This is a genomic window from Pseudomonas sp. P9_35, assembly GCF_034008205.1.
GTDB classification, from domain to species: domain Bacteria; phylum Pseudomonadota; class Gammaproteobacteria; order Pseudomonadales; family Pseudomonadaceae; genus Aquipseudomonas; species Aquipseudomonas kilonensis.
The window spans coordinates 4,149,840-4,173,309 of sequence record NZ_CP125373.1; the positions used below are offsets into that span (position 1 = coordinate 4,149,840).

At 61.0% G+C, this 23,470-nt stretch carries 24 protein-coding genes and 2 pseudogenes; 15 read left to right on the top strand and 11 right to left on the bottom strand.

Translation table 11 applies throughout. The features are described from left to right. Positions 1 to 58 precede the first annotated feature (58 nt). Positions 59 to 556, top strand: a complete 498-nt coding sequence (locus QMK47_RS18090; protein ID WP_214511892.1) for a DUF3916 domain-containing protein — start codon at positions 59 to 61, stop codon at positions 554 to 556. Between the two features lie 25 nt (positions 557 to 581). Here QMK47_RS18090 and QMK47_RS18095 read toward each other — a convergent pair whose 3' ends face one another. The 3 genes from QMK47_RS18095 to QMK47_RS18105 all read right to left on the bottom strand — a co-directional run bounded on the left by QMK47_RS18095 (position 582) and on the right by QMK47_RS18105 (position 2,709). Beyond that, on the bottom strand, positions 582 to 974 hold the full coding sequence (locus QMK47_RS18095) for a GFA family protein (protein ID WP_253476133.1): 393 nt from the start codon (positions 972 to 974) through the stop codon (positions 582 to 584). A 74-nt stretch (positions 975 to 1,048) separates the two neighbouring features. Next, positions 1,049 to 1,783, bottom strand: a complete 735-nt coding sequence (locus QMK47_RS18100) for a CPBP family intramembrane glutamic endopeptidase (protein ID WP_320388959.1) — start codon at positions 1,781 to 1,783, stop codon at positions 1,049 to 1,051. Then, complete coding sequence (locus tag QMK47_RS18105; RefSeq protein WP_253476137.1) at positions 1,780 to 2,709, bottom strand: LysR family transcriptional regulator; 930 nt, start codon at positions 2,707 to 2,709, stop codon at positions 1,780 to 1,782. Before QMK47_RS18105 ends, QMK47_RS18100 begins: the two co-directional genes overlap by 4 nt. 132 nt (positions 2,710 to 2,841) lie before the next feature. Between QMK47_RS18105 and QMK47_RS18110 the strand changes: the two genes are divergently transcribed. Then, the gene (locus tag QMK47_RS18110; protein WP_253476139.1) at positions 2,842 to 3,243 is read left to right on the top strand and encodes a RidA family protein; all 402 of its coding nucleotides are present in this window, start codon (positions 2,842 to 2,844) and stop codon (positions 3,241 to 3,243) included. 352 nt (positions 3,244 to 3,595) lie between these two features. Here the strand turns inward: QMK47_RS18110 and QMK47_RS18115 are convergent, their stop codons facing one another. The 4 genes from QMK47_RS18115 to QMK47_RS18130 form a co-directional block, all read right to left on the bottom strand. Next, entirely contained in the window at positions 3,596 to 4,075 is a 480-nt protein-coding gene (locus QMK47_RS18115) for a VOC family protein (protein WP_320388961.1), read from the bottom strand. Positions 4,076 to 4,144: 69 nt separating this feature from the next. Continuing rightward, complete coding sequence (locus QMK47_RS18120) at positions 4,145 to 5,446, bottom strand: Nramp family divalent metal transporter (RefSeq protein WP_320388963.1); 1,302 nt, start codon at positions 5,444 to 5,446, stop codon at positions 4,145 to 4,147. 153 nt (positions 5,447 to 5,599) lie between these two features. Then, positions 5,600 to 5,836 carry a hypothetical protein gene (locus QMK47_RS18125; RefSeq protein WP_253476145.1) on the bottom strand — a complete coding sequence of 79 codons (237 nt, stop codon included), beginning with the start codon at positions 5,834 to 5,836 and terminating at the stop codon, positions 5,600 to 5,602. Further along, on the bottom strand, positions 5,829 to 6,617 hold the full coding sequence (locus QMK47_RS18130; RefSeq protein ID WP_320388964.1) for a VacJ family lipoprotein: 789 nt from the start codon (positions 6,615 to 6,617) through the stop codon (positions 5,829 to 5,831). The genes QMK47_RS18125 and QMK47_RS18130 overlap by 8 nt, the downstream gene beginning before the upstream one ends. 379 nt (positions 6,618 to 6,996) lie before the next feature. Here QMK47_RS18130 and QMK47_RS18135 point away from each other — a divergent pair, with 379 nt between their 5' ends. The 4 genes from QMK47_RS18135 to kefC all read left to right on the top strand — a co-directional run bounded on the left by QMK47_RS18135 (position 6,997) and on the right by kefC (position 11,713). Further along, positions 6,997 to 7,707 (top strand): response regulator, encoded by a 711-nt coding sequence (locus QMK47_RS18135; RefSeq protein WP_253476149.1) that lies wholly within the window; start codon positions 6,997 to 6,999, stop codon positions 7,705 to 7,707. Further along, a complete protein-coding gene (locus QMK47_RS18140; RefSeq protein ID WP_320388966.1) occupies positions 7,704 to 9,050 on the top strand; it encodes a sensor histidine kinase in 1,347 nt (448 codons plus the stop codon). Before QMK47_RS18135 ends, QMK47_RS18140 begins: the two co-directional genes overlap by 4 nt. 313 nt (positions 9,051 to 9,363) lie before the next feature. Further along, a complete protein-coding gene (gene kefF / locus QMK47_RS18145; protein ID WP_320388968.1) occupies positions 9,364 to 9,885 on the top strand; it encodes a glutathione-regulated potassium-efflux system oxidoreductase KefF in 522 nt (173 codons plus the stop codon). 1 nt (position 9,886) lies between these two features. Beyond that, the gene (gene kefC / locus QMK47_RS18150; RefSeq protein WP_253476155.1) at positions 9,887 to 11,713 is read left to right on the top strand and encodes a glutathione-regulated potassium-efflux system protein KefC; all 1,827 of its coding nucleotides are present in this window, start codon (positions 9,887 to 9,889) and stop codon (positions 11,711 to 11,713) included. Positions 11,714 to 11,719: 6 nt separating this feature from the next. Here the strand turns inward: kefC and QMK47_RS18155 are convergent, their stop codons facing one another. Beyond that, positions 11,720 to 12,688 carry a GlxA family transcriptional regulator gene (locus QMK47_RS18155; protein WP_320388970.1) on the bottom strand — a complete coding sequence of 323 codons (969 nt, stop codon included), beginning with the start codon at positions 12,686 to 12,688 and terminating at the stop codon, positions 11,720 to 11,722. A 91-nt stretch (positions 12,689 to 12,779) separates the two neighbouring features. Between QMK47_RS18155 and QMK47_RS18160 the strand changes: the two genes are divergently transcribed. After that, positions 12,780 to 13,562: an MBL fold metallo-hydrolase gene (locus tag QMK47_RS18160; RefSeq protein WP_320388972.1), complete on the top strand. Its 783-nt coding sequence runs from the start codon at positions 12,780 to 12,782 to the stop codon at positions 13,560 to 13,562. Here QMK47_RS18160 and QMK47_RS18165 read toward each other — a convergent pair. After that, complete coding sequence (locus QMK47_RS18165) at positions 13,559 to 14,422, bottom strand: aldo/keto reductase family oxidoreductase (protein ID WP_320388974.1); 864 nt, start codon at positions 14,420 to 14,422, stop codon at positions 13,559 to 13,561. The genes QMK47_RS18160 and QMK47_RS18165 overlap by 4 nt on opposite strands. A gap of 100 nt (positions 14,423 to 14,522) precedes the next feature. On the opposite strand from QMK47_RS18165, the pseudogene QMK47_RS18170 reads away from it, so the two are divergent. The 7 genes and pseudogenes from QMK47_RS18170 to QMK47_RS18200 all read left to right on the top strand — a co-directional run. Beyond that, positions 14,523 to 15,413: pseudogene (locus QMK47_RS18170) on the top strand (LysR family transcriptional regulator); the annotation flags it as partial. A gap of 216 nt (positions 15,414 to 15,629) precedes the next feature. Next, entirely contained in the window at positions 15,630 to 16,313 is a 684-nt protein-coding gene (locus QMK47_RS18175; RefSeq protein ID WP_320388975.1) for an SOS response-associated peptidase family protein, read from the top strand. Positions 16,314 to 16,330: 17 nt separating this feature from the next. Next, positions 16,331 to 17,209 (top strand): NmrA family NAD(P)-binding protein, encoded by an 879-nt coding sequence (locus tag QMK47_RS18180; RefSeq protein ID WP_253476165.1) that lies wholly within the window; start codon positions 16,331 to 16,333, stop codon positions 17,207 to 17,209. A 74-nt stretch (positions 17,210 to 17,283) separates the two neighbouring features. Beyond that, entirely contained in the window at positions 17,284 to 17,664 is a 381-nt protein-coding gene (locus QMK47_RS18185; RefSeq protein WP_320388977.1) for a RidA family protein, read from the top strand. A gap of 107 nt (positions 17,665 to 17,771) precedes the next feature. Continuing rightward, complete coding sequence (locus tag QMK47_RS18190; protein ID WP_320388978.1) at positions 17,772 to 17,999, top strand: hypothetical protein; 228 nt, start codon at positions 17,772 to 17,774, stop codon at positions 17,997 to 17,999. A 368-nt stretch (positions 18,000 to 18,367) separates the two neighbouring features. Next, positions 18,368 to 18,702: pseudogene (locus tag QMK47_RS18195) on the top strand (DUF6124 family protein). A gap of 253 nt (positions 18,703 to 18,955) precedes the next feature. Further along, complete coding sequence (locus tag QMK47_RS18200; protein ID WP_320388980.1) at positions 18,956 to 20,719, top strand: L-lactate permease; 1,764 nt, start codon at positions 18,956 to 18,958, stop codon at positions 20,717 to 20,719. A gap of 167 nt (positions 20,720 to 20,886) precedes the next feature. On the opposite strand, the gene QMK47_RS18205 is transcribed toward QMK47_RS18200, so the two are convergent. Further along, the gene (locus tag QMK47_RS18205; protein WP_100264074.1) at positions 20,887 to 21,222 is read right to left on the bottom strand and encodes a hypothetical protein; all 336 of its coding nucleotides are present in this window, start codon (positions 21,220 to 21,222) and stop codon (positions 20,887 to 20,889) included. Positions 21,223 to 21,467: 245 nt separating this feature from the next. Here QMK47_RS18205 and QMK47_RS18210 point away from each other — a divergent pair, with 245 nt between their 5' ends. Further along, a complete protein-coding gene (locus QMK47_RS18210; protein WP_320388981.1) occupies positions 21,468 to 22,124 on the top strand; it encodes a polysaccharide lyase family 7 protein in 657 nt (218 codons plus the stop codon). A 24-nt stretch (positions 22,125 to 22,148) separates the two neighbouring features. Here the strand turns inward: QMK47_RS18210 and QMK47_RS18215 are convergent, their stop codons facing one another. Next, positions 22,149 to 23,381, bottom strand: coding sequence for a nucleoside permease (locus QMK47_RS18215; RefSeq protein WP_320388982.1), 1,233 nt, complete (start codon positions 23,379 to 23,381; stop codon positions 22,149 to 22,151). Between the last annotated feature and the right edge of the window lie 89 nt (positions 23,382 to 23,470).

Genomic DNA, 23,470 nt, shown 5'->3' on the forward strand with positions numbered 1-23,470 from the left:
TTGGATTGCCGCGTCACTGCCCGGAGAATGGCCGGACCTCACATGGCAGGAAACATCAATGCGGCAAATCAGCATCAATGACAAACCACTCAGGGGCCTCCATCGCCGCCTTCGTTCCATAGAGCGCTGGGCATCAAGTTTTCAAGACAACTTTTACCCAAGGCCTGGTGACAGGAAATATGCAAACTGGAAGATTCCTGTTCATGAGGCCTTGGTCGAAGGCCCTCAGGCCCGGATTGAAGTCCAGGCCTTCTGTATCCAACAATTGCTTGAAGCGGCAACCCATCTATCCAATGCAGCTGATCGCTCACAGGGCTACTACCGGGTCGCGTGCCTGCTGACGTGGCCATGGGTACATCAGAGTGAGGTCACCCTCTTCTATGATCAGGACTATTACCTACGGTTTCTCGGCGAAACCAATGCACTCAAACCGCAACTGCTCAGCCAGACACTCGCGTTACACACCCCGGCGCACTTCATAGAGCACGGGCATGATGTGACTCAGGCGGACGACGAAATCGCAGTTCAATGGTGGTGCATAGGCGAACCGGCCTGAAGTCGCTCGTAACCATAGGCTGGCCTCAGTCCTCGAACCGCCCCTTCCCCTCGCGATCATGCTCGTAGTGTCGGGTGAGCGGAAACGCCGGCAGCCAGGCCTCACGGCGCACGGTCCAGCTTTCGTAGGTGGGCATCAGTTGATCGGGGGCGTCCAGCGTCCCAAGGTGCACTTCTATTTCGTCACCCGAGCGGGCGAACAGCGACGAGCCGCAGCGGGGACAGAAAAAGCGTCCGGCGTAGTCCCGTGTTTCACCTTCGATCGTCACGGCATCCTGGGGAAACACGGCGGCAGCGTAGAAGAGCGCGCCGTGATGCTTGCGACAGTCGAGGCAGTGGCAGAGGCCTACGCGATACGGACGGCCTGAGGCTTGGATACGAACGTTGCCGCACAGGCATCCGCCGGTGAATCGGTCCATGGTGGGACTCCTCTGTCGTTGAGCGATCGAGATACAACCTTCGACCGCTTCTACCTGTTTCTGGTTTAACTCATTCAACCCACCATCGGCACCGCAATCAGCAATATCGCCGTCCCATGGGTAGCGGTCGATGCCACGACGCCGTAGCGCATACAAATGAGCCCGCAGGCCAGGCCCTCTATCAGCGTAAACAGCAACACGGGCCAACCGAGTTGGGTAACGCTCAAGGCGAGAAAAGCATGCAACGCAGAAAACGCCACGGCACTGATCAGCGCTGCTCGCAGGGCGCTGACATGCAGTTCGAGGTAACCCTGCAAGAAGCCACGAAACAGCACTTCTTCCAGCGCGTTAGCGCCATAGGCCAGCACCGCCATGCCGAGTAGCCAGGGCCAATAACCTGGAATCACCGTTTCACCCCCTTGATAAAGCCGCAACGGCAAACCGATCAGGCAGCCCACCGCGACGCCCATGGCCAGGCCAACCAGTCGATTGCCTTTGAATAGCACCACCAGTTGCCACAAGTCTGGCAACAGGCGCGCGCTCAACGCGACCAACAGCAGCGACGAAACACCCAACATCGCCAGCACGAACGGGTTGGCCAGAAAACCAATCTGCAGATCGCCGTTCAGGGACCACATGTGCAAGGGCGTCATGGCGTCGCGCATCAACACGAATGCCAATAGCACAGTCACGATACGCAACGCTGTCTGGGTCTTGGGCGTCAACGCGAACCAGAGGCCGAAGAGCGCCAGGCCCGGCAGCAGATACAGGGTGTAGTCCAGCAGAACAACGAGTCCTTCGGCGATCATTGCGCTCTTCCCTTGGCGTCAACCGGCGCATGTTGCGCCATCAGTTCCACGACCCAATCGATGAACACCCGCAACTTGGCGCTGATGTGCCGGTTCGGGGGATAGGCCACATACAGCGGCATCGGCTCGAGGTGCCAGTCTTCGAACAGCGGCACCAACCCGCCCTGCGCTTCATGAGGCCTGGACATGTACTTGGGCAGCCAGAGCACGCCCAGCCCAGCCAAACCGGCCGCGAGGTAGGCGTTGCCGTCGTCGATGGCCAGCGCGTAGCGCCCTTTGACGTGAAGCAGCTCACCGTCACGGCGCATGGCGTAGGGCAAGGATTTGCCGGTGCGGGCCCACAGGAAACCCACAGTGCGGTGGTGCGAGCCTTCCAATTCTCGCGGATGCGCGGGCAGGCCAAATCGTGCCAGGTAACTCGGGGCGGCGAAAACGCCGAGGGCGAGATCGCCAACGCGTCGGGCGACCAGCGACTGATCCCTCAACTCACCGCCCCGCACCACGCAATCGACGTTTTCATCGAGCATGTCGACGATGCGATCACTGACGCCCATGTCGATCTGGATGTCCGGGTATCGCGCGTAGAACGTTGGCAAGGCCGGTATCAGGATCATCGAAGCCAGCGGACTCGGCACGTCCACCCGCAGTCGCCCGCGAGGTAACGCCTGGGCGCCGGACACGCTGGTCTCGGCATCGTCCATGTCGGCCAACAGCCGGATCACTCGTTCGTAATAGACGGCGCCGTCGGCGGTGACGTTGACCTTGCGCGTGGTGCGGTTGAGCAACTTGACCCGCAACCGTGCCTCGAGCTGCTGCACCAATTGGGTCACGGTGGTCTTGCTCATGTGCAGGGTTTCAGCCGCCTTGGTGAAGCTGCCCGCCTCCACGACTCGAACGAACGCTTGCATCGCATCAAAACGATCCATCTGTGCCTCGGCTGTCGATCCGATTGTTTGGATTCTACAAACAGTGATCGCCAAGGTTGCTCGTTTATCGCCAGGACACAAGCCCCTAGAGTGAGTTCATCGTTTGGAACCCACTCTTTGATGGAGGTACTCATGACACAGCGCGACGTGGTTTTCCCGCCTGGACGCCAGGCACTCTATGAGCGCAATCGCTATTCGCCGGCGATTCGGTCCAATGGTTTTCTGTTCGTCTCGGGACAGGTTGGTAGCACCGAAAACGGTTCGCCAGAGCCCGACCTGGAAGCTCAGGTTCGGCTGGCGTTCAACAACCTGAAGGCGATTCTTGCTGCCGCCGATTGCAGTTTTGATGATGTGGTGGACGTCACGGTCTTCATGGTCGACCCCGAATCGATCTTCGAACGGGTCTGGAGCGTCGTGCCCGAGTTCTGGGGCAACGCACCGCATCCGACGCTGACGGCGGTGGGCGTGACATGGCTGTATGGGTTTCAGTTCGAGATCAAGGTGATTGCCAAGTTGCCTGAAACCACCCTATAGGTCAGCTTGCATCAATGTGGCTGTGCCGCCGCCATCGCGAGCAGGCTCGCTCCCACAGGGGGACCTGTGCTGGTCGGGAATTCGAAGTCACCACAAATCAAATGTGGGAGCGAGCTTGCTCGCGATGGCGCCGGATCAGCTTGCATTGGAGTTGACTGACCCACCGCTTTCGCGAGCAAGCTCGCTCCCACAGGGGATCTGTGCTGGTCGAAAAATCGAAGTCACCACAAATCAAATGTGGGAGCGAGCTTGCTCGCGATGGCGCCGGATCAGCCAGCATTGGAGTTGACTGACCCACCGCTTTCGCGAGCAAGCTCGCTCCCACAGGGGAATGATGGTGGTGATTCGCCGGCTAGCCTTTTACCGCGGCCTCAATCGCGGCAATGTCGATCTTGGTCATCGTCATCATGGCCTCGAAGGCACGCTTGGCGGCGGCTTTGTCGGCACTGGCGACCGCTTCAAGCAACACGCGAGGACTGATCTGCCACGACAACCCCCACTTGTCCTTGCACCAGCCGCAGACGCTCGCCTCGCCGCCGTTGTCGATGATCGCGTTCCACAAACGGTCTGTTTCGGCCTGGTCTTCAGTTGCGATCTGAAATGAAAAAGCCTCGCTGTGCTTGAACGCCGACCCGCCGTTGAGGCCGACGCAAGGGATGCCGATCACCGTGAATTCCACGGTGATCACGTCGCCCTGCTTGCCCGACGGATAATCGCCCGGGGCATGATGGATAGCGCTCACCGCACTGTCGGGAAAGGTTCTTGCGTAGAACTCCGCCGCTTCCTGGGCGGTGCCGTCGTACCAGAGACAAATCCTGTTTTTATTATTCATTCCGGTTCTCCGAAAGGGACTGGACGATAAAGTCTAGCAGCCCCTCCGAAAGTTACAGATGACCGGCCCTCAGGTGAACAGATCAACCCCCAACTGGAACGCAACCCACAATGCCAGGCCTGTGGCAAACATCAACGCGATGTTCTCGAACAGGTTGTTGCGGTATTCCTTGCCCAGCAGGGACTTCTGGTTGGACATGATCAACAGGCCCAGGGAAATCACCGGCAAGCCGATGATGTTCAGCGCATTGACGCCGATGGTCAGCGTGACGAAGTCCGGCATGCCCGGGAGCGACCAGATCAATGGTGTCACGAGGATGAACAGCATGAACCATTTGTGCATCGGGTCACGGTGGAACTCTTTGCCGTAACGCTCCCGGCGCTCGGGCCGTACGTGCTGGAAGGCGTCGGTGATGAGCATCGGGAACGCCGTGGTCTTGCCGGAGATGCTGGCGAACAGCGTGGCAAACACACCGATAAAGAACACGTACCAACCGATCGAGCCGAAGAACATTTCCAGGGCCTTGCCCAAATCGCCCAGGGTTTTGACCTCGATGCCGTTGGGTCGCAGGATTTCCGCACCGACGATCCAGATGGCCAGGTTGATGATGATCCCGACAAACACCGCAAACAGCAGGTCGTTACGCTGGATACGCTTGTGTTCTGGTCCCACCCAGCCCTTCTGGCGCATGACATACGGATGAACGAAGTTGGCGATGGAACCGGCCACCGCACCGATCACCGAAACGGCCACCAGCAACGCGCCGTGCACCCCTTCATCGGGCGGGATACTGAAGCCGATGGTGCCTCTGACGATGCCGGCGACATCCGGGCCGGACATCACCGCCAGGGCCAGGAACGCCAGCGTCATGATCGCCAGCAGCCCTTTCATCACGCCTTCGATCATCGAATAGATATTGCGCCCGACGAGCATCCACACCGCCAACACCACTGCCACCGAACACAGCATTGGATAGTCGACCTTGAGCAACATGGCCAAGGCTTCGCCAGCCCCCTTGATCATGTAGGCGTTCATCAGGTGCCCCATGAGCAACGCATACACCAGCAGGAACCAGGCGAAAAACGGATTGAGCTGGGCATAACCTTGCAGGATGGTCATGCCCTGGTTATTGCAGAGCTGGAAGCGCGCGATGATGTTGACGATCAGGTAACGCAGCAGCAGAGAGACCGCCAGTACCCACATCATCGCGTAGCCATAATTCGCGCCAGCCACGGATGAAGTGATCAAATCGCCGGCACCCAGCCAGGAAAGGACCGCGATGATGCCGGGGCCGAGAAGCTTGAGCAGGCGTACGAAACGGCCTTGCGTGGACGCCGCAGCCTGGCCTTCAGCGGAAGGAATGCTCGTCATGGATGGAATCTCCGTTATTTTTTTTGTGAGAAACGGCCACAGTCGAACATATTAGATACGACGTCGTACAACCATTATTAATGCGTAATTATGTAGAAATGTTTCATGGCATCCGCTCCCAAGATGCCGTTGTAGTCCAGGAGCAAATTGCCACTAGCCCCTCACCTGTTCGCCGTTATCGACCATCCAGCGCACCATCCGCGCCAACGGCACCCGATGCTGCTGGATGGCGCACCAACTGACGTGTTCATGGCGATACAACTCGACATAACGGTTGAGCAGCACATGGCGACCGTCCTCGGCCAAGCGCAATTCAACTTCACGACAGTGCAATACATCCGGCTCGAACGAGCGCATTCGCCGATGCAGGACCAACACCTCGCTACTCATCAGCAGCGGCTCCGTCCTGGCATTGCGGATGGTCCTGCACCACCGCCCCCAACTTCCCTTGCGCGACAAAATCGGCACGCTGCTGCGCCGTTGCATCGCGTAGCGCCGCGTAGTAATCCGCTTGGGTCTGCAACTGGTCGGTCAGTGGCAATGCCTCGGCGCGGCCATCGACAACGCCGCCGACGGTGTTGATCGTACCCAGGGTATCGACGGTGCTGCTGTTGTCGCCAAACGGGTCGACGGCAAAACTCAGCACTTTGCCCGTCGCGTCCCGCAGGTTGGCGCTGCCCAGCAGGGGCAGTTCCACGACAGGTCCGGGGGCGACGTTCCAGACGCCGAAGGTCTGGCCGAAATCGGCCTCGTGGCGCTCGATGCCCAGCTTGCCCGACACGTCGATCAGCCCGACGATGCCCGCCGTGGTGTTGATGACGAACCGCCCCAGTGTGTTGACCGAGCGCTGGGCATTGCCTTGTAGCAAGTCGTTGATGAACACCTTGGGTTCACCGAAGTTCGCCACGAAGTTGTGGACGCCGGCCTGGAACATCTCCGGCAACTTGAGATAACCACGGGCCACTGGGGCCAGCGCGTAGTCATCCACGGTTCGGTTGAAGGCAAAGATGCCACGATTGACCGGTTCTGCGGGATCGTGAACGGTATAGGCCGCGCGTTCACACGAACCCGGCGTTGCCGCGGGCGTGCTGGAGCAACCGCTGGCGAGTGCCGTCAGTACAATCACGACGGTGGATCGAACAAACAATGGAGCGGGTTTGGTGATCGGCATACAGGGGGATCTCGGCGAGGAATGGAGGCGATACCGATCAGCTAACGAAACGGTGCCGGACACAGCTCTTGTGAAGAGGAGGACGCTTACTGTGGGAGCAAGGCTTGCCCGCGATGCAGGCGACGCGGACTTTCAAATATCGAGGCGCCTGTTTCGCGAGCAAGCTTTGCTCCCACAGAAATCCCCTCGCCACAAGTTTTGTGCAGGGCTGAGTATTTTTTAACTGACCGACATCAAGGCCATCCTGCCGCTGTTCTTTTGCCTGGAGATTTCCAGAATATTGCCCGAGCGCAACTTTATTGCCGGATTGAAATATATGACGCAGGCCCTGGATTGACCCTAGTATCGCCTCCTGTATTCATTACCCTGCGTGCCCACCGTGAGCCATTTATTACTGGTGGACGATGACCTCGAAGTCCTCGCCCTCTTGCGCAAGTTCCTCGAACAACATGGCTACAGCGTGGATGTCGCCGCCGACGGCAACGCCTTGTGGCAGGCGGTGGAACGGCGGGTGCCGGACCTCATCATCCTCGACGTCATGCTGCCGGGCGACAACGGCCTGGTGCTCTGCCAGCGACTGCGGGCCGAGCACACGGTCGGCATCATCATGCTCACCGCCATGGGCGAATTGAGTGATCGCGTCGTCGGCCTGGAGCTGGGGGCGGACGATTACCTGACCAAGCCGTTCGACGCCCGGGAGCTGTTGGCCCGGGTGCGTGCCGTGCTGCGGCGCACCGGTGAAGCCAGGGACACGCTGAACGACGCCTCCCGACCAATCCTGGAGTTCGAGAACTGGCAACTGGACGTTACCCGGCGCGAACTGCGCTCACCGGACAAGGTCATGATCCCGTTGTCGGCCGGAGAGTTCGAACTGCTGCTGGTGTTCGCCGAACACTCGCGCCGGGTGCTGACGCGCCAGCAGTTGCTGGACCTGGCCCGCGGCGAAACCTTCGAAGCGTTTGACCGCAGCATCGATGTCCAGGTCAGCCGCCTGCGGCGCAAGTTGGAGACCGACATCACCGGTACGTCGATGATCCGTACCGTGCGCAACAGCGGCTACCTGTTCAGCCCCCACGTGGTGAAGCGATGAAACCCTCGCGCTCGCGCGCTCAGCGCCCACGGGACACGGTAGCGCGCTGGATCGCCCTGACCACCATGATCGCCATGCTGACCTTGTTGGCCCTCAATGAGCTGTTCAGCCTGCTGGCCGGTGCCTGGGCGCGCCCTCCCCTGATGGAAACCGGCCTGATGGAAAAGGCCACCGCCATCACCCGCATCATTGACTCTGTCGCCCCCGAACAACGCCCCGCGATTGCCAAGGCCGCCAGCGACCAGGCATTCAACGCACAATGGCTGCAACGGCATGAAGACGCGCGGTTGCCGGTGATCGACAAGCCGGAGTTCAGTGAAGGTTCGGTGTTACTGCGCCAGCAGTTGGGCCGGCCGGACGCCAGGATCGAAGCCTACGAACCGAACGATTGGCCAGCCGATCAACCCGACGCACGCTACGCGGCGATCATCGAATTGGCCGACCATTCGTGGGTGATCTTCTCTGTGCCCTCGCGCAGTTGGGGGCTGGAGGAATGGGCGCGCAACGGGATCATCATCGCCCTGATCCTGCTCTCGACGTTGATCGTCGCGCTGATCGCCACACGGCACCTGGCCGCCCCGCTGGAACGTTTTGCCGAAGGCGCCCGGCGCTTCGGCGTCGACCACCAGGCGCCACCGATTCCGGTCATCGGCCCCCACGAAATCCGCCAGGCGATCCTCGCGTTCAATGCCATGCAGGCCCAGCTCAAGCATTTTCTACAGGACCGCACGCAGATGCTCGCCGCCATCTCCCATGACTTGCGCGCGCCGCTCACCCGCATGCGCCTGCGCGGGGAGTTCATCGAGGATGCCGAACAACAATCGCGCTTGTTCAGGGACGTGGACGAAATGCAGGCGATGGTCAACTCAGCCCTGGAGTTCTTCCGCGACGATGCCCGCCTTGAACACGCCACCGCGTTCGACCTGGCTGAGTTGCTGCACACCATCGTCGATGACCTCAAGGACGCCGGCACCGAGGTCGCGTTCGAAGGTGCCCAGCGCTTGGTTTATGTCGGGCGTCCCATTGGCATCAAGCGCGCCTTGGTCAACCTGATCGACAACGCGATCAAATATGGCGGCGCGCCCACTGTTCGACTCGAGGCCGACGCCAATCGTGTGGATATTTGCATTCTGGATCGCGGACCCGGCATCGCCGCGCAACACCTTGAGCAGGTCTTCACGCCGTTCTTTCGCATCGAAGGCTCTCGCAACAAGCACACCGGCGGCGTGGGGCTGGGCCTGTCGGCGGCCCGGGCGACGGTGCTGGAACATGGCGGCACGCTGACCCTGAGGAATCGACGCGGTGGCGGGTTGGAGGCCAGGGTCTCGCTGCCGCTTGACTGAAGTGCCCGATGTACCGATCCGCGCTAAACAATCAGCGCCTTCCTCGGTAGGATGTCCGGCCTTTGCGACCTGAACCCTGCCCCCCAGGAAGGCGCTCTTGTTTGTATCGCCCGACTCAATGCCATCGTTCGCGCTCATTGTAGGAGCTGCCTAGCGAAGCGAGGCTGCGATCTTTTGATCTTTCGCTTGAGATTCAAGTGCCTGGGGAAAGATCGCAGCCTCGCTTCGCTCGGCAGCTCCTACAGCGCCCCCTAGCGGGAGCAAGCTTCCTCGACAGACAGGAATCGACGGAGCCAAACCAAGGAATTCACCGATGATTCTTATCATTTATGCGCACCCCTACCCCGACAAATCGCGGGTCAACCAGCAGATGCTCAAGCGAGTGTCGACCAACCCGGACGTGGTCATACGTTCGCTCTATGATCTTTACCCCAACTTCGATATCGACGTCGAGGCGGAACAGCGAGCGGTGGAACAAGCAGAGCTGGTCGTCCTCCAGCACCCGATGTACTGGTACAGCACGCCGCCCCTGTTGAAACTGTGGATCGATAAGGTGTTCACCCACGGCTGGGCCTACGGTAAAGACGCCGTCGCCCTCAAAGACAAGCGCTTGTTGTGGGCTGTCACCACCGGTGGCGATCACGCGCATTTTGCGATCGGCGACTACCCCGATTTTTCGGCGCTGGCCCAACCTCTCCACGCCACGGCCATTTACTGCGGCATGCGCTGGCTGGAACCGGTGGTCGTGCATGGCGCCTATGCCGCCGACCCTGAGGCCCAACACGCACAAATCGAACACTATGGCGCTCGCCTGGCCGCCTGGAAGGAAGATTGAAATGGAGACGCACAGCCTGATTGAAATGCTGATCTACCTGGCCTCGGCGACGTTGATCGTGCCGATTGCCGTTCGGTTTGGCCTGGGCCCGGTGTTGGGTTACCTGCTGGCCGGGTGCATCATCGGCCCATGGGGGCTGAAGCTGATTACCGATGTGAAGGCCATTCTGGAATTCGCTGAAATCGGCGTGGTGCTGATGCTGTTCATCATCGGCCTTGAGCTCGACCCCAAGCGGCTCTGGGCCCTGCGCAAGATGGTGTTCGGTGGCGGTGCCCTGCAGATGCTCGCCTGTGGCGCTGCCATTGGCTTGTTCTGCACGGCCCTTGGCCTGAACTGGACGGCAGCGCTGCTGGTCGGCCTGACCCTGAGCCTGTCCTCCACGGCCATCGCCATGCAGGCCATGAGCGAACGCAACCTGACCGCCACCGCCGTCGGCCGCAGCAGCTTTGCCGTGCTGCTGTTCCAGGACATCGCGGCGATTCCGCTGGTGGCGATGATTCCGTTGTTGTCGGCCCACGGCGACACGCCTTCGGGCACGGCGCTGTTGCTATCGATTGGCAAAATCGTCGCCGCCATCGCCATCGTCGTGCTGTTGGGACGCTACGTGACGCGACCGCTGCTGCGCTTCGCAGCGCGGTCAGGCTTGCGCGAGATTTTCAGTGCCGTCGCACTTTTCCTGGTGTTCGGCTTCGGCTTCCTGCTGGAAGAAGCCGGCTTGTCGATGGCCATGGGCGCGTTCCTCGCCGGGGTCCTGCTGGCCAGCTCCGAATACCGCCATGCCCTGGAAAGCGACATTGAACCGTTCAAAGGCCTGCTGTTGGGTCTGTTCTTCATCGGTGTCGGCATGTCGATTGATTTCGGCACCCTGATCAACGCACCGCTGAAAGTCATCACCCTGACCCTGGGTTTCATCCTGATCAAGCTGCTGGTGATCAAGATGGCGGGCCGGTTCCTCAACGTCCCCGCCGGTCAGCGCTCCTGGCAGGCGGTGTTGCTGGGCCAGGGCAGCGAATTCGCCTTCGTGGTGTTTGGCGCGGCGACCGTGGCCGGCATCTTGACCGATCAATGGGGCAAGAGCCTGACCCTGGCGGTGGCCCTGTCCATGTGCCTGACGCCCTTGCTGATCGTGTTGCTGGATCGGTTCGAGTCCGTCGCCAAGAAAAACAAACGCGAATCCGACCTCGTCGACCAGCAGAATCCACGGGTGATCATCGCCGGGTTCGGGCGTTTCGGGCAGATCGCCGGACGGCTGTTGATGTCTTGCGGCGTCGAGGTGGTGGTATTGGATCACGACCCGGACAACATCGAGACGCTGCGTAAATTCGGCGTGAAAGTCTTTTATGGCGATGCCACGCGCCTCGACCTACTGCACGCAGCCGGCGCGGCCCAAGCGGTGGTGCTGATCAATGCGATCGACGATCGGGAAGACAACCTGGCGCTGACCCGGCTGGCCCAGGAGCACTTCCCCGCGTTGCAGTTGATCGTGCGGGCGCGGGACATGGGGCACCTCATCACCCTTCGGCAGATGGGTGTGGAGGCGGCTGAGCGGGAAACCTTCGAGAGCGCGCTGTCATTGGGTCGCAGTGCGCTGGAACACATGGGCGTCGGGGCCTACGAAGCGCGTGAGCGGGCGGATCAGTTCCGCCGGCTGAACCTCAAGATGCTGGAGGAAATCGTCGCCCAGCCGGAAGATGACCTCAAGTTCCGCCACGATGCCTACCGGCGCGCCAATGCGCTGCTCACGGACATGTTCAACGAAGACCGTGCCCGCCCCGTCGACAACTGGCAGGAACACCATCGCAACGAAACGGAAAAGACGCCCGGTTGACCGGCGTCACACACGCCCGAACTTGCGCCGGTACGCCACCGGCGTCAGCCCAGTCAGTGCCTTGAACATCCGTTGCAAGTTGGAGCTGCTGCTGAAACCCAGCTCGGCGCCGATGCTGGCGAGGGGCAGCGCCGTCAACGTCAGGCGTTCGCTGACCTGGTTCAACTTGATGCGTCGGGCGTAGGCCGCGACAGTCTCACCCGTTTCACGGCTGACCTTGCGCGCCAAGGTGCGCTCGGACACCGCCAACTGGCTCGCCAGTGCCTGGACGGTGATCCGCTCGGCCGGCATCTGTTCGATCAAGCCGTGCAACTGTCGCAGCCATCCGCTGGGTTGCTCGATCAGGGCCGCCCCCTGGAACGCCGCATGGGGAATGGCCGGGCGCGGTAGCACCATGAGCCGGGTAATGTCGCGCAACACGTCACTGCTGACGCTGCGTTCGATGAGTTTTTCGGCGATGGGCAGGTAGCCGTTCACCCCGGACGCCGTCGCCGTGCGCTCGTTGAACACGCAGTTCTGCTCGCTTTGCCAATGGACTTTTCGATACTGCTGCTGCATCGCTTGCGCCAGCCACCAGGTCACCGTCGCGCCCTGCCCGTTCAATCGACCGGCGGCGGCCAGCAGGCAGACACCGGTGCAATAGGACCAGAGCTGAAGCGATCGGGCATGCTTGGACAGCGCGCTCACGAGGGCTGTCTGATCAGCCAACAGCGCATTCACCTGCTCGGCCGATTCGGCCCAGAAGCCAGGAACCAGAACGGCATCCAAACCCGCGCTGCCCAACACCGCTTCCGCCTGCAGGGTCACGCCATGGGCACATACTACCGGCCCGGCCTGCAATGCGATGTAGCGAGCCTCGAACAGCGCCCGCCCTCCTCTGCGGTTGGCGGCATGCAGCAGATCGGCGAACGCGAACAGGCCGGCGGGCATGCAGCCGGGAAACAGGAGCAAACCGATGCGAAGTTTGTTGGTCATGGCCTGAAACGAATCAAAGATGTCAGATCCGGCCATTATGCACATGGGAACGGATCGGCACCATGAAGCGCTCGCTCAACAGGAATGCCTCATGAACATCCAGCAGATCCGTAACGCCACGATCATTCTTGAATTCGGCCCGTATCGCGTGCTCGTCGACCCGATGCTGGCTGGCAAGGGCACGCTGCCGCCGCTCCGACTGTTTGGTGCCACGCAGCGTAATCCACTGGTGGCGCTTCCGGCCTCGACAGCGACAGACCTCGATACGGTCACCCATTGCTTGATCACCCACTGTCAGAAAGGCCATTTCGACCATCTGGATCGCGCAGCCAAGCAGTGGCTGAGGGAAAAACAGATCCCGGTCATCTGCACCCCCCATGACGCCCCCTACCTCACCAAGCGTGGCCTGAATGTCCAACCACTGGCCAAGGCGCATGACCAACCCAACCCATTCCTGGGCGGCACTATTCGCTCCGTTCGATGCACCCATGGGCTGGGTCTGGCGGGCAAGCTGATGGAGCATGGCGTCGGCTACCTGATCGAGCTGCCCGGCGAACCGAGCGTCTACCTCACCGGCGATACCGTGCTCACCCCCACCGTGTGCGAATTCGTCTTGCGCCACCAGCCACAGGTCAGCGTGGTTCCGGCAGGCGGGGCACGGTTCGATATCGGCGGCGACATCATCATGGGCATCGACGAGACACTGGAATTCACTCGCTTATCTCGCGGGACCGTGGTGGCCAATCACCTGGAAGCGATCAGCCACTGCCCGACGACACGCAAGGCCCTTGCCGAAGCCGCCGCGCTGGCCGGCGTCGCAGGCCGGCTGTTGATACCGGAGGATGGCCAGACGTTGGTCTTTCGGGCGGCCTAGGCCAATGCGTCCAGCTCGGCCAGCATCGGCGCAGGGATCTTCAGTTCACTCGCCGTGAGGTTTTCCCGCAGGTGCGCCAACGACGACGTACCGGGAATCAGCAGGATATTCGGCGCACGTTGCAGCAACCACGCCAGGGCCACGCACAGCGGTGAGGCCTGCAAACGCGCCGCCACGCTGGAAAGGGTGTCCGATTGCAGCGGTGTGAAGCCGCCCAGTGGGAAGAACGGCACGTAGGCGATGCCCTGCCGGCCCAGGTTGGCAATGAGGTGTTCGTCGTCGCGATGGGTCAGGTTGTAGTGGTTCTGCACGCAAACCACCTGGGCAATGCCTTGGGCCTGCTTGACCTGCGCGGCCGTGACGTTGCTCAGGCCCAGGTGACGGATGAGGCCTTGGCGCTGCAGCTCGGCCAGTGTCGTGAACGACTCTTCGATGGAGTCTTCGGTGGGCGAATGCAGGTCGCCCCACACCCTAAGGTTGACCACGTCCAATACCTCCACCCCCAGGTTGCGCAGATTGTCGTGGACCGCACGGGTCAACTCGGCGGGGCTGTGGGCCGGGTTCCAGGACGCGTCGGCACCACGAACGGCGCCGACCTTGGTGACGATGACCAGATCCTGGGCGTAAGGGTGCAGCGCTTCGCGGATCAGCTGGTTGGTGACATGGGGCCCGTAGAAATCGGCGGTGTCGATGTGATTGACCCCGCTCGCCAATGCTTCGCGCAGCACGGCGACGGCGGCCGCCGGATCTTTGGGCGGTCCGAAGACCTGGGGCCCCGCCAACTGCATCGCGCCGTAGCCCATGCGATTGACCGTGCGATCGCCCAGTAAGAAGCTGCCTGCCTTGCCTGCAATGTTCATCTCGTCGCCCTCGGATCAATGTAAGTGAGCCGACTATAGGCGTTGACCATTCCCTTGATAATCAGGTGCAATCAGCACGGGTTGTACGGCGGAGAGAACAATGGCGACGGATATTCAAGACTTGCTGGCCTTTGTGTCCGTGGTCAATGCGAAGGGCTTTCGTGAAGGCGCGCGGCTGAGCGGCAAGTCTGCCTCAAGCCTCAGCGATGCCGTACGCCGAATGGAAAGCCGGCTCGGCGTACGCCTGCTCAACCGCACCACCCGCAGCGTGGTACCGACCGAGGCCGGTGCCCGGTTGATGGAACGCATCGTCCCGGCCCTGGGCGAGGTCGAGGCGGCGATGGACGTGGTCAACGACTTTCGCGACCGGCCTTCGGGCACCCTCAGGCTGAACGTGCCGGTCAGCGCGGCCCGGCTGGTGTTGCCGGCGATCATCACGCCGTTCCTGAAAAGCTATCCCGACATCCGCTTGGAAGTGGTCACCGAGGAGAGCTTCGTCGACATGCTCGCGGCCGGCTGTGACGCCGGCATTCGCTACGACGAGCGCTTGGAGCAGGACATGATCGCCATCCCCATCGGCCCACGGTTCCAGCGCTTCGCGACCGCCGCTTCACCCGCGTACCTCGATGCCAGGGGCCGGCCCGAACATCCACGGGACCTGCTTGGGCATGCCTGCCTGACGGGCAAGTTTCCCAGCGGCGCCCTGCCCCTGTGGGAATATGAACGTGACGGCGAAACGATGAGCGTCGACCCGAGCGGCCCGTTGATCGTGCGCATCGGCGGCGCGATGGACCTGGCAGTACAGGCTGCGGTGGATGGGCTGGGCATTGTCCATCTGTTCGAGGACTGGTTGCGGCCCCACCTGGACAGCGGCGCCCTCGAACCGGTACTCGAACCCTGGTGGCAGCGCTTTACCGGGCCGTTCCTCTACTACCCCGGCCGCCGCTACTTGCCTTCGCCGTTGAGGGCTTTTGTGGATTTCATCAATGCACAACAGTGTGGAAGCGAGCTTGCTCGCGATGGCGGTCATGCATTCACCCCATTGCCCACTCGTCTCCTCGCCGCAAGGATTTTCGAACCAAGCCATTCGCCACGGCTCGGACCTACATGACACCGCTGAAAGCCACGATGACGCGCTTCGACCGTCACGGCTTGAACGGCGGGTACATCAAGAATGCCTTGCGTTTCACTGCCGGGAGTTTTCGTTATGTGTGACGGTCTTGTTCAACACGTTTCTTCAAAAGACTCCCTGGCGTATTTCGCCCAGCGAGACACGCTCGGCAGCCGTTTCGGTGCTAGCGTGACGCCCTTGGACCTGTACGTGACAACGCCGCCCAAGGTCCTGGACCGCCAGAGCCTGATCAAGCCAAACATGCAGGTCAGCGCCATTCGTCGTCGCGGCGGGCACTTGGAGTGCATCAAGGTTCGCTGGGGTTGGTCGCCGATCTGGTCAGTCGGAACGATGCCGCCGCTGACCCATCTGCCCTTGCATCTGGTGATGCGTTCCAAGGTCTTCGACCCCATCAAGCACGAAGGCCGCGTACTGGTCGCCGTGGAGGGTTGGTATGAGTCGCAAGCCCCCGCCTCGCCCTCCCAGGCGCAACGTCTCACCTACACGACCGCCCGGCAGTCGGCCCCGATCTTCCTGGCCGCCCTGGCCCAGGCCAGCGAGACCCCGTTTGGCTGTGACGGCCTGGCCCTGGTGACGTATGGCGACATCGCCAACCAGCAGCAGCGGGTACTGGCCTTCGGTGCCGAAGATGCGCTCGACTGGCTGGAGCCCGCGCTGGGATGGGAACAGGCACAACAGCTGGCCGCACGCCTGAACGGCGCGCAACCGCACCTTGAACCGGCAATGACAACCCAACGTCCGGCCCAGGGCGGACTTTGACTTAGGGAGATAAAGCCATGTACGTGATCATGGGCGCCACAGGCCACGTTGGCTCGGCCACGGCCCGAGCCTTGCTGGCGCCAGGGCATGCCGTGATTGTCATGACCCGCAACGCCACCCACGCCACCGAATGGCACGCCAGGGGCGCTCAAATCGTCGAAGCGGATGCTGAAAACGTCGAATCGTTGCGCGCCGCGTTTCGGCTCGGGCGCAGGGCGTTCATTCTCAACCCGTCGGCGGATCCCAGTACCGATACCGATGCGGTGGAACGGCGCACGGTGGCCAACATCCTGGCCGCCCTCGACGGATCGGGCCTTGAGAAAATCGTCGTGCAATCCACCGCCGGCGCCCAGCCCGGCGAGCGTATCGGCGATCTCAGCGTCTTGTGGGAGTTGGAAGACGGGCTGCGCAACCAGTCGATCCCGGCAGCGATCAATCGCGGCGCTTATTACATGAGCAACTGGGACAGCCTGCTCGATACCGTGCGCGAGACCGGCAAGTTACCGACGCTGTTTCCCGCCGACCTGGCCTTTCCCATGGTTGCGCCCCGGGACCTGGGCGAAGTGGCGGCCGCGCGGTTGCTATCCTCGGTTGACGACATTGGCGTGCGTAACGTGCAGGGGCCTCGCCTGTACTCGCCCAACGATGTGGCCCAGGCATTTTCCCAGGCGCTCGGCCGGCTGGTCGAGGTACAAGTGATCCCCAGGGATCAATGGGAAAACACCTTCCAGAGCCTCGGCTTCAGTCCCGCTGCGGCGCAATCCTATACACGCATGAGCGCCGTCAGCCTCGACAGCGGCTTCGACGTGGGCGACAACGCCTTGCACGGCACTATGACGCTTGAGGCCTACATCCAGGCGCTGGTGCAAAACAACGGGCTGGGAGCGCACGGATAAAGGAATGCAGGAACGGCGCGGCAATGGACGGTAAACTGCGGCGGTCCTTTTTCTTTTCCAGCATGAGGCTTTGCATGAGCAACCCAGATATCACGTTTATTCCAGATTCGGATGCGGACTCCATTTCCTCCGACGTCGCCGGTTTCGGCGGCCTGCTGGTTTCCACGCAAATCCCCACCCACGCCGACGGCAGCCTGGAACTGGGTGACATCACGCTGCAGAGCGAACGCACGCTGCAAGCCCTCAAGACTGCCCTGGAGGGCGCCGGCAGTTCCATGGACCGGGTCCTGCACCTGACCATCTACCTGACCGACATGGCTGACCGCGCCGCTTTCAACGAGGTCTACAAACGCTTCTTCGCAAAACCCTGGCCGGTTCGCGCCGCCGTGGGCGTGGCGTCGCTGGCGGTTGAAGGGATGAAAGTGGAAGTGACGGCGATGGCGGCGAAGGGCTGAGCGGGCCCACTGCACTTTTGTAGCGCTGCACTGCTTTTTGTGGCGAGGGAGCTTGCTCCCGCTGGACTGCGCCTGTAGGAGCTGACGAGTGCAACGAGGCTGCGATCTTGTCCCAGACAGTTGAGTCTCAAGCGAAAGATCAAGATCAAGATCAAGATCAAGATCAAGATCAAGATCAAGATCAAGATCAAGATCAAGATCAAGATCAAGATCAAGATCAAGATCAAGATCAAGATCAAGATCAAGATCAAGATCAAGATCAAAAGATCGCAGGCTTCGCCAGCTCCTACAGAACCCAGCGGGAGCAAGCTCCCTCGCCACAGGTGTTTTGTTAACCCAGGCTCCCAGTCCAGCAGGGGACCTTGTTTATCCAGATGTAGGAGCATTCGGGATCGGGCTACGTTGTCTTGCGCCGTTGCCTACAACTGCGCCAGAATCCGCCGGCTTGTGCGCCTTGGGCCAGGGCTCTATCGTTTCCGGGTCGCTGATTGAATCAGCGATCGGGTTTGGTAGCCCGGCTTTTGACTTGTCGCATAGCCCTTGTCATACAGTCCATTTCGGAACTGTTTTATGGCGGTCATGCGCAGGGCGTCTTCGGACGCGCCGGTTCTCCAAGTCACCGGTCTACCAACCCGCGTATGGCCGCCACCCTTCGTTTGGTAGCGAGAGTGATGGCTCCATTTTTCGATTTGGAGATTCAACCATGTTCAAACCAACACCCAACCCACCGGACACCGATCCAGCCAACTCAAAAGCGCTCGACAAAGCCGCCGACCGCATCCTCGATCACTACCTCAAGCCCAAACCCAACAAACCCGAGGTGATCCAGGCCAGCTCTTCACCGTCACCCATGGCGTCGACACCGAAACCCTGCTCGCCAACCTCAGCGAAACCCTGGCCTCGGCCAATGCCATGGTCAGTGACCTGGCGTTCGACCAGGAAGGTCCCAGGCGCCACATTATCCTGGGTATCCAGCAACTGATCGAGCTGGGCGCATTGCTGGCGAACCGCGCGCTGGATAACGTCGAAGCACGCTAGCCTTCATCACAAAAGGCCTGTATTTGATCGTTCCCACGCTCTGCGTGGGAATGCATCCCATGACGCTCTGCGTCACATCCCAGAAGCGGAACGCGGAGCGTCCCTGGCGGCATTCCCACGCGGAGCGTGGGGACGATCGACTGGAGTATGCCCGGCTATTCCCTGGACAATCCCCTCCCCCAATCCCCGCCTATACTTCTTTGCCAATCCCCCCGGGGCCTGCACTTCCAACAATAAAAAGCAGAGGTGGAACATGGTCTGGCAACAAGTCTACGATCCCTTCGGTAATGCGGTGCTGTCGACGCTCCTGGCGGCGGTTCCGGTGGTGGTGATGCTGGCGTCCCTGGCGTTCTTTCATGTCAAGGCGCACCTGGCGGCGTTGATGGCCTTGGCCTCGGCCTTGCTGATCGCGATCTTCGCCTTCGGCATGCCCGCCGGCATGGCCGGTTCGGCGGCACTTTATGGCGCGGCCAACGGGCTGCTGCCCATTGGCTGGATTGTCCTCAACATCATCTTTCTGCACCGGCTGACCACCGAGAACGGCTCGTTCAAGGTCTTGCAGGATTCCCTCGCACGCATCACCGACGACCGGCGCCTGCAATTGCTGCTGATCGCCTTTTGCTTCGGTGCGTTCTTCGAGGGCGCCGCGGGTTTCGGCACGCCGGTGGCGGTGACCGGGGCGATCCTGATCGGGCTGGGTTTCTCCCCCTTGGCCGCCTCGGGCCTGGCGCTGATCGCCAACACTGCGCCCGTGGCGTTCGGCGCCCTGGGCACGCCGATCATCACCCTGGCCAAGGTTACCGGGCTGGATGAAATGGAGTTGTCGATGATGGTCGGTCGGCAGTTACCGTTTTTTTCGGTGATCGTGCCGTTCTGGTTGATCTGGGCGTTTGCCGGGTGGCGCAAGATGCTGGAAATCTGGCCGGCGATTCTGGTGGCCGGTGTCAGCTTCGCCGTCCCGCAGTTCCTGGTGTCGAACTACCACGGGCCGATGCTGGTGGATGTGATTGCCGCGCTGATTTCCATGGCCTGCCTAACCGCTTTTCTCAAGGTCTGGAAACCGGCCACGGTGCATACGTCCGCAGCGTTGTCGGGACGGGTCGATGATTCGAAAATCGACGCCAGCGAAGATGAAAAACCGCAGGCCAGCGGCACCTTTTCCAGTGATGCGCAACCGGCTGTGCTACGGGCCTGGATGCCATGGATCATCCTTACGGTCTTCGTGTTCGCCTGGGGCACCCAGGGTTTCAAGAACCTGTTCGATACCCGCCCGGCGCTGGACCCGCAGACCCAATCGGCCAAGCTTGATCCCCAAGGCAAACCGATGCGTGAGGCCAACCCGATCTTCTCGCCCCTGGTGACCTTCGGCACCATCCATCAGCAGATAGAGAAAGTCCCGCCCGTGGTGCCCCAGCCTAAAACCGAGGAAGCGGTCTACAAGTTCAACTGGTTCACCGCCACTGGCAGCGGCATTTTCCTGGCGGCGATTCTCGGTGGCTTGCTGATGGGCTATTCCATCCCGCAACTGCTGCACCACTACGTGCGAACGCTCTGGGTGGTGCGCTACTCGCTGATCACCATCGTGGCGATGTTGGCCCTGGGGTTTCTCACGCGCTACTCAGGCCTGGACGCGACCATGGGCCTGGCCTTCGCCGCCACCGGCATTTTCTACCCTATGTTCGGCACCTTGCTGGGCTGGCTCGGCGTGGCGCTGACCGGTTCGGACACGGCGTCCAACGTATTGTTTGGCGGCTTGCAACGAGTCACATCCGAGCAGTTGGGCCTGAGCCCGGTGTTGATGGCTGCGGCCAACAGTTCCGGCGGGGTCATGGGCAAGATGGTCGACGCCCAGTCGATCGTGGTCGCCTCCACCGCCACCCGTTGGTACGGTCACGAAGGCGAGATCCTGCGCTACGTGTTTTTCCACTCGGTGGTGCTGGCGATTCTGGTGGGCGGGCTGGTGACGTTGCAGGCGTATGTGGCGCCGTTCAGTCATATGGTCGTCGGCGGACATTGATAGATAGGGACGTGAGGATGTGCTTTTGTGGCGAGGGAGCTTGCTCCCGCTCGGTTGCGCAGCGACCGCAAAAAACGGGGCCGCTGCGCGCCCCAGCGGGAGCAAGCTCCCTCGCCACAGGTGAACACCTTCAAAACCGATTGGCGCCCTACCTTTAAAGCAGGGTGTTACTGAACGTTTTTCAGCTTGACCACATCACCGGACACCGAGGTGGTGTAGCCGGTCAGGACCCAGGCCCAGAACCAGTTTTCCTGGACTTGGGTGTTGATCATGGCGTCGCCGCCCTTGGCCTTGATTGCCGCGTCCTGGGCACGCACGAAACGGTTGTTCTGGCGAATCGGGATCACGCCGAACAGCAGCAGGCCGGTGGCCTTGGCTTCGCTGTGGCCGACAACGGTGTATTGGCTGCTGTCGTATTGCTGGGTTTTCATCGGGGTGCCGGTGCAACCCGCCAGGGCCAGGCCGAACACTGCGCAGGCGACAACTTTGCTGATGTGGTTCATTGAATACTCCATGAGAAAACGCCCGGGATCCGTCTCTCGGGCGGCGCGTACTCTAACCGATCAGCAACAAATTGACATTATCCCCGCAATCCGCAAGCCGCCTGTCAGGCTCACCCCAGAGCCATCCGTCAGATGTCCCTCCAGCGGAACAATTCCCTGTCGATACGCTGAAAACAGCGCCATGGACGGCTCGCGCACACCCCGGCTGAATGCGTACGAGCGCCAGCCCGCCAGAGCTTGTAACCATGATCGACCTGACCGTCTGGAACATCACGCTTCCTGTACAGACACCCGCCTTGACCGTTGCGACCAAAGCCGTTCCAACGCTGCGCAACCAGTACTTCACCAACACCGGTGACAAAATCGTGTTCTGGGCGCCGGTGACCGGTTCTCATACCGGCAAAAGCGAGTACCCACGCTCCGAGCTGCGGGAAACCTCGAAAGACGGCAAATTGCGCAACTGGCGTTACAACAGCGGCGTCAACACCCTCAAAGGCACCCTGGCCGTGAACCAGGTACCTTCCGCCGGTCGTGTGGTTGTCGCGCAGATCCATGCCAAGGATGCCCCCGCCCCCTTGCTGAAGCTGGTATACCGCTTTGCCAAGGGCAGCGGTAACCTGGACGTCGAATACCGGGTCAAACCCAAGGACCCGAAAAGCCCGGTGATCTTCACCGTGCCAAACGTGGCCTTGAACAAAGTCTTCACCTACTCCTTGCAGATGGACAAGCAGGGCAAGCTCACGATCCTGATCAACAACCTCGGCAAGCAAGTGAAGCTCGACCCGTCCTGGTACGGCTACAACTTCTATTTCAAAGCCGGCGTCTACACCCTGGACAACGTCGGCTATTCCAACGAAGGCGGAAAAGTGACCTACACCAAGCTGGACGTGAGCCATCAATGACTGACGCCCAGCCTCTCTTCTGCTTCAGGCCTTTGATGGCGCGTTAACCACCTGCCGGCCGCTGAAGGAAAACAGGAAACAGGCGAACACCACCAACGCGAAACCGGCCGGGAACAGCCAGATGCTGTTCCAATCGTGGCCGCCCTCCAGGACAAAGTGATCGGTCACCTGCCCCGCCACCCAGAAACCGATCAACATCCCCACGCCATAGGTCGCCAGGGTAATCAGGCCCTGGGCCGAACTGCGCAAATGCTTCGGCGCCTTGGCATCGGTGTAGATCTGCCCCGAGACAAAAAAGAAGTCGTAGCAGATGCCGTGCAGGGCAATGCCGGTAAACAGCATGAACGCCAGGTCGCCGTTATTGCCGTAGGCGAACAACAGGTAGCGCAGCGCCCACGCCAACATGCCCACCAACAGCGCCAGCTTGATGCCGAAGCGCTGGATGAACAGCGGCAACAGCAGCATGAACAACACTTCCGAGACCTGCCCGATGGCCATCTTCGCCGTTGGGTTGGTCATGCCGGTCTCGGCCAGGAACGGGTTGGCATTCTGGTAATAAAAGGCCAAGGGAATGCAGATCAGGATCGAGGCGATGAAGAACACCAGGTAGCTGCGGTCCTTCAACAGCCCCAATGCATCCAAGCCCAACAGCTGCTTGATGCCACCACCGCTCGCCTGCTCCTGGAGCGGCGCCGTGGCCGGCAGCGTGAAGCTGTAGAGCCCCAGGACCAGGGAAGCGACGGCCGCCATCAGGAACGTATTGCGCAAGCCGCCTGCCGAGATCGCTTCACGCGAATCCCAGGCGAACACAAAACTGATCACCACGCCCGCGACGATCCAGCCAATCGTGCCCCACACCCGGATGCGCGAGAACTCCAGCGCCGGGTCGCGCATTTGCCGGAACGCCACGGAATTGACCAGGGCCAGCGTCGGCATGTAGACCACCATGTACGCCAGTACATACGGGTAGAACACGCTGAAATCCGCCGCCGAATACAACTGATACAGCAACACCGCGCCCAGCAGGTGCAACACCGCCAGGATCCGTTCGGCATTGAAGTAGCGGTCGGCGATCAGGCCGATGACAAACGGCGCAATGATCGCCCCCCACGACTGAGTGGAAAACGCCATGCCGATCTGCCCGCCGCTGGCGCCCAGCGTGCTGGAGAGAAATGTCCCCAGGGTGACGAACCAGCCACCCCAGATAAAAAACTGCAGGAACATCATCACGCTGAGGCGTGCGTTCATCGTGGTCATGACAGTCACCGTTTTATTGTTGTTCTTGTGAAAATGAAAAACCTTGCGCCGCTTTTGTGGCCTGCTTTGTGGGCTGCCTGCTTTTGTGG

Bases quoted from the DNA above. Each gene is read 5' to 3' on its own strand.
- QMK47_RS18090 (WP_214511892.1), top strand. From the start codon at position 59: ATGCGGCAAATCAGCATCAATGACAAACCACTCAGGGGCCTCCATCGC.
- QMK47_RS18095 (WP_253476133.1), bottom strand. From the start codon at position 974: ATGGACCGATTCACCGGCGGATGCCTGTGCGGCAACGTTCGTATCCAA.
- QMK47_RS18100 (WP_320388959.1), bottom strand. From the start codon at position 1,783: ATGATCGCCGAAGGACTCGTTGTTCTGCTGGACTACACCCTGTATCTG.
- QMK47_RS18105 (WP_253476137.1), bottom strand. From the start codon at position 2,709: ATGGATCGTTTTGATGCGATGCAAGCGTTCGTTCGAGTCGTGGAGGCG.
- QMK47_RS18110 (WP_253476139.1), top strand. From the start codon at position 2,842: ATGACACAGCGCGACGTGGTTTTCCCGCCTGGACGCCAGGCACTCTAT.
- QMK47_RS18115 (WP_320388961.1), bottom strand. From the start codon at position 4,075: ATGAATAATAAAAACAGGATTTGTCTCTGGTACGACGGCACCGCCCAG.
- QMK47_RS18120 (WP_320388963.1), bottom strand. From the start codon at position 5,446: ATGACGAGCATTCCTTCCGCTGAAGGCCAGGCTGCGGCGTCCACGCAA.
- QMK47_RS18125 (WP_253476145.1), bottom strand. From the start codon at position 5,836: ATGAGTAGCGAGGTGTTGGTCCTGCATCGGCGAATGCGCTCGTTCGAG.
- QMK47_RS18130 (WP_320388964.1), bottom strand. From the start codon at position 6,617: ATGCCGATCACCAAACCCGCTCCATTGTTTGTTCGATCCACCGTCGTG.
- QMK47_RS18140 (WP_320388966.1), top strand. From the start codon at position 7,704: ATGAAACCCTCGCGCTCGCGCGCTCAGCGCCCACGGGACACGGTAGCG.
- kefF (WP_320388968.1), top strand. From the start codon at position 9,364: ATGATTCTTATCATTTATGCGCACCCCTACCCCGACAAATCGCGGGTC.
- kefC (WP_253476155.1), top strand. From the start codon at position 9,887: ATGGAGACGCACAGCCTGATTGAAATGCTGATCTACCTGGCCTCGGCG.
- QMK47_RS18155 (WP_320388970.1), bottom strand. From the start codon at position 12,688: ATGACCAACAAACTTCGCATCGGTTTGCTCCTGTTTCCCGGCTGCATG.
- QMK47_RS18160 (WP_320388972.1), top strand. From the start codon at position 12,780: ATGAACATCCAGCAGATCCGTAACGCCACGATCATTCTTGAATTCGGC.
- QMK47_RS18165 (WP_320388974.1), bottom strand. From the start codon at position 14,422: ATGAACATTGCAGGCAAGGCAGGCAGCTTCTTACTGGGCGATCGCACG.
- QMK47_RS18175 (WP_320388975.1), top strand. From the start codon at position 15,630: ATGTGTGACGGTCTTGTTCAACACGTTTCTTCAAAAGACTCCCTGGCG.
- QMK47_RS18180 (WP_253476165.1), top strand. From the start codon at position 16,331: ATGTACGTGATCATGGGCGCCACAGGCCACGTTGGCTCGGCCACGGCC.
- QMK47_RS18185 (WP_320388977.1), top strand. From the start codon at position 17,284: ATGAGCAACCCAGATATCACGTTTATTCCAGATTCGGATGCGGACTCC.
- QMK47_RS18200 (WP_320388980.1), top strand. From the start codon at position 18,956: ATGGTCTGGCAACAAGTCTACGATCCCTTCGGTAATGCGGTGCTGTCG.
- QMK47_RS18205 (WP_100264074.1), bottom strand. From the start codon at position 21,222: ATGAACCACATCAGCAAAGTTGTCGCCTGCGCAGTGTTCGGCCTGGCC.
- QMK47_RS18210 (WP_320388981.1), top strand. From the start codon at position 21,468: ATGATCGACCTGACCGTCTGGAACATCACGCTTCCTGTACAGACACCC.
- QMK47_RS18215 (WP_320388982.1), bottom strand. From the start codon at position 23,381: ATGACCACGATGAACGCACGCCTCAGCGTGATGATGTTCCTGCAGTTT.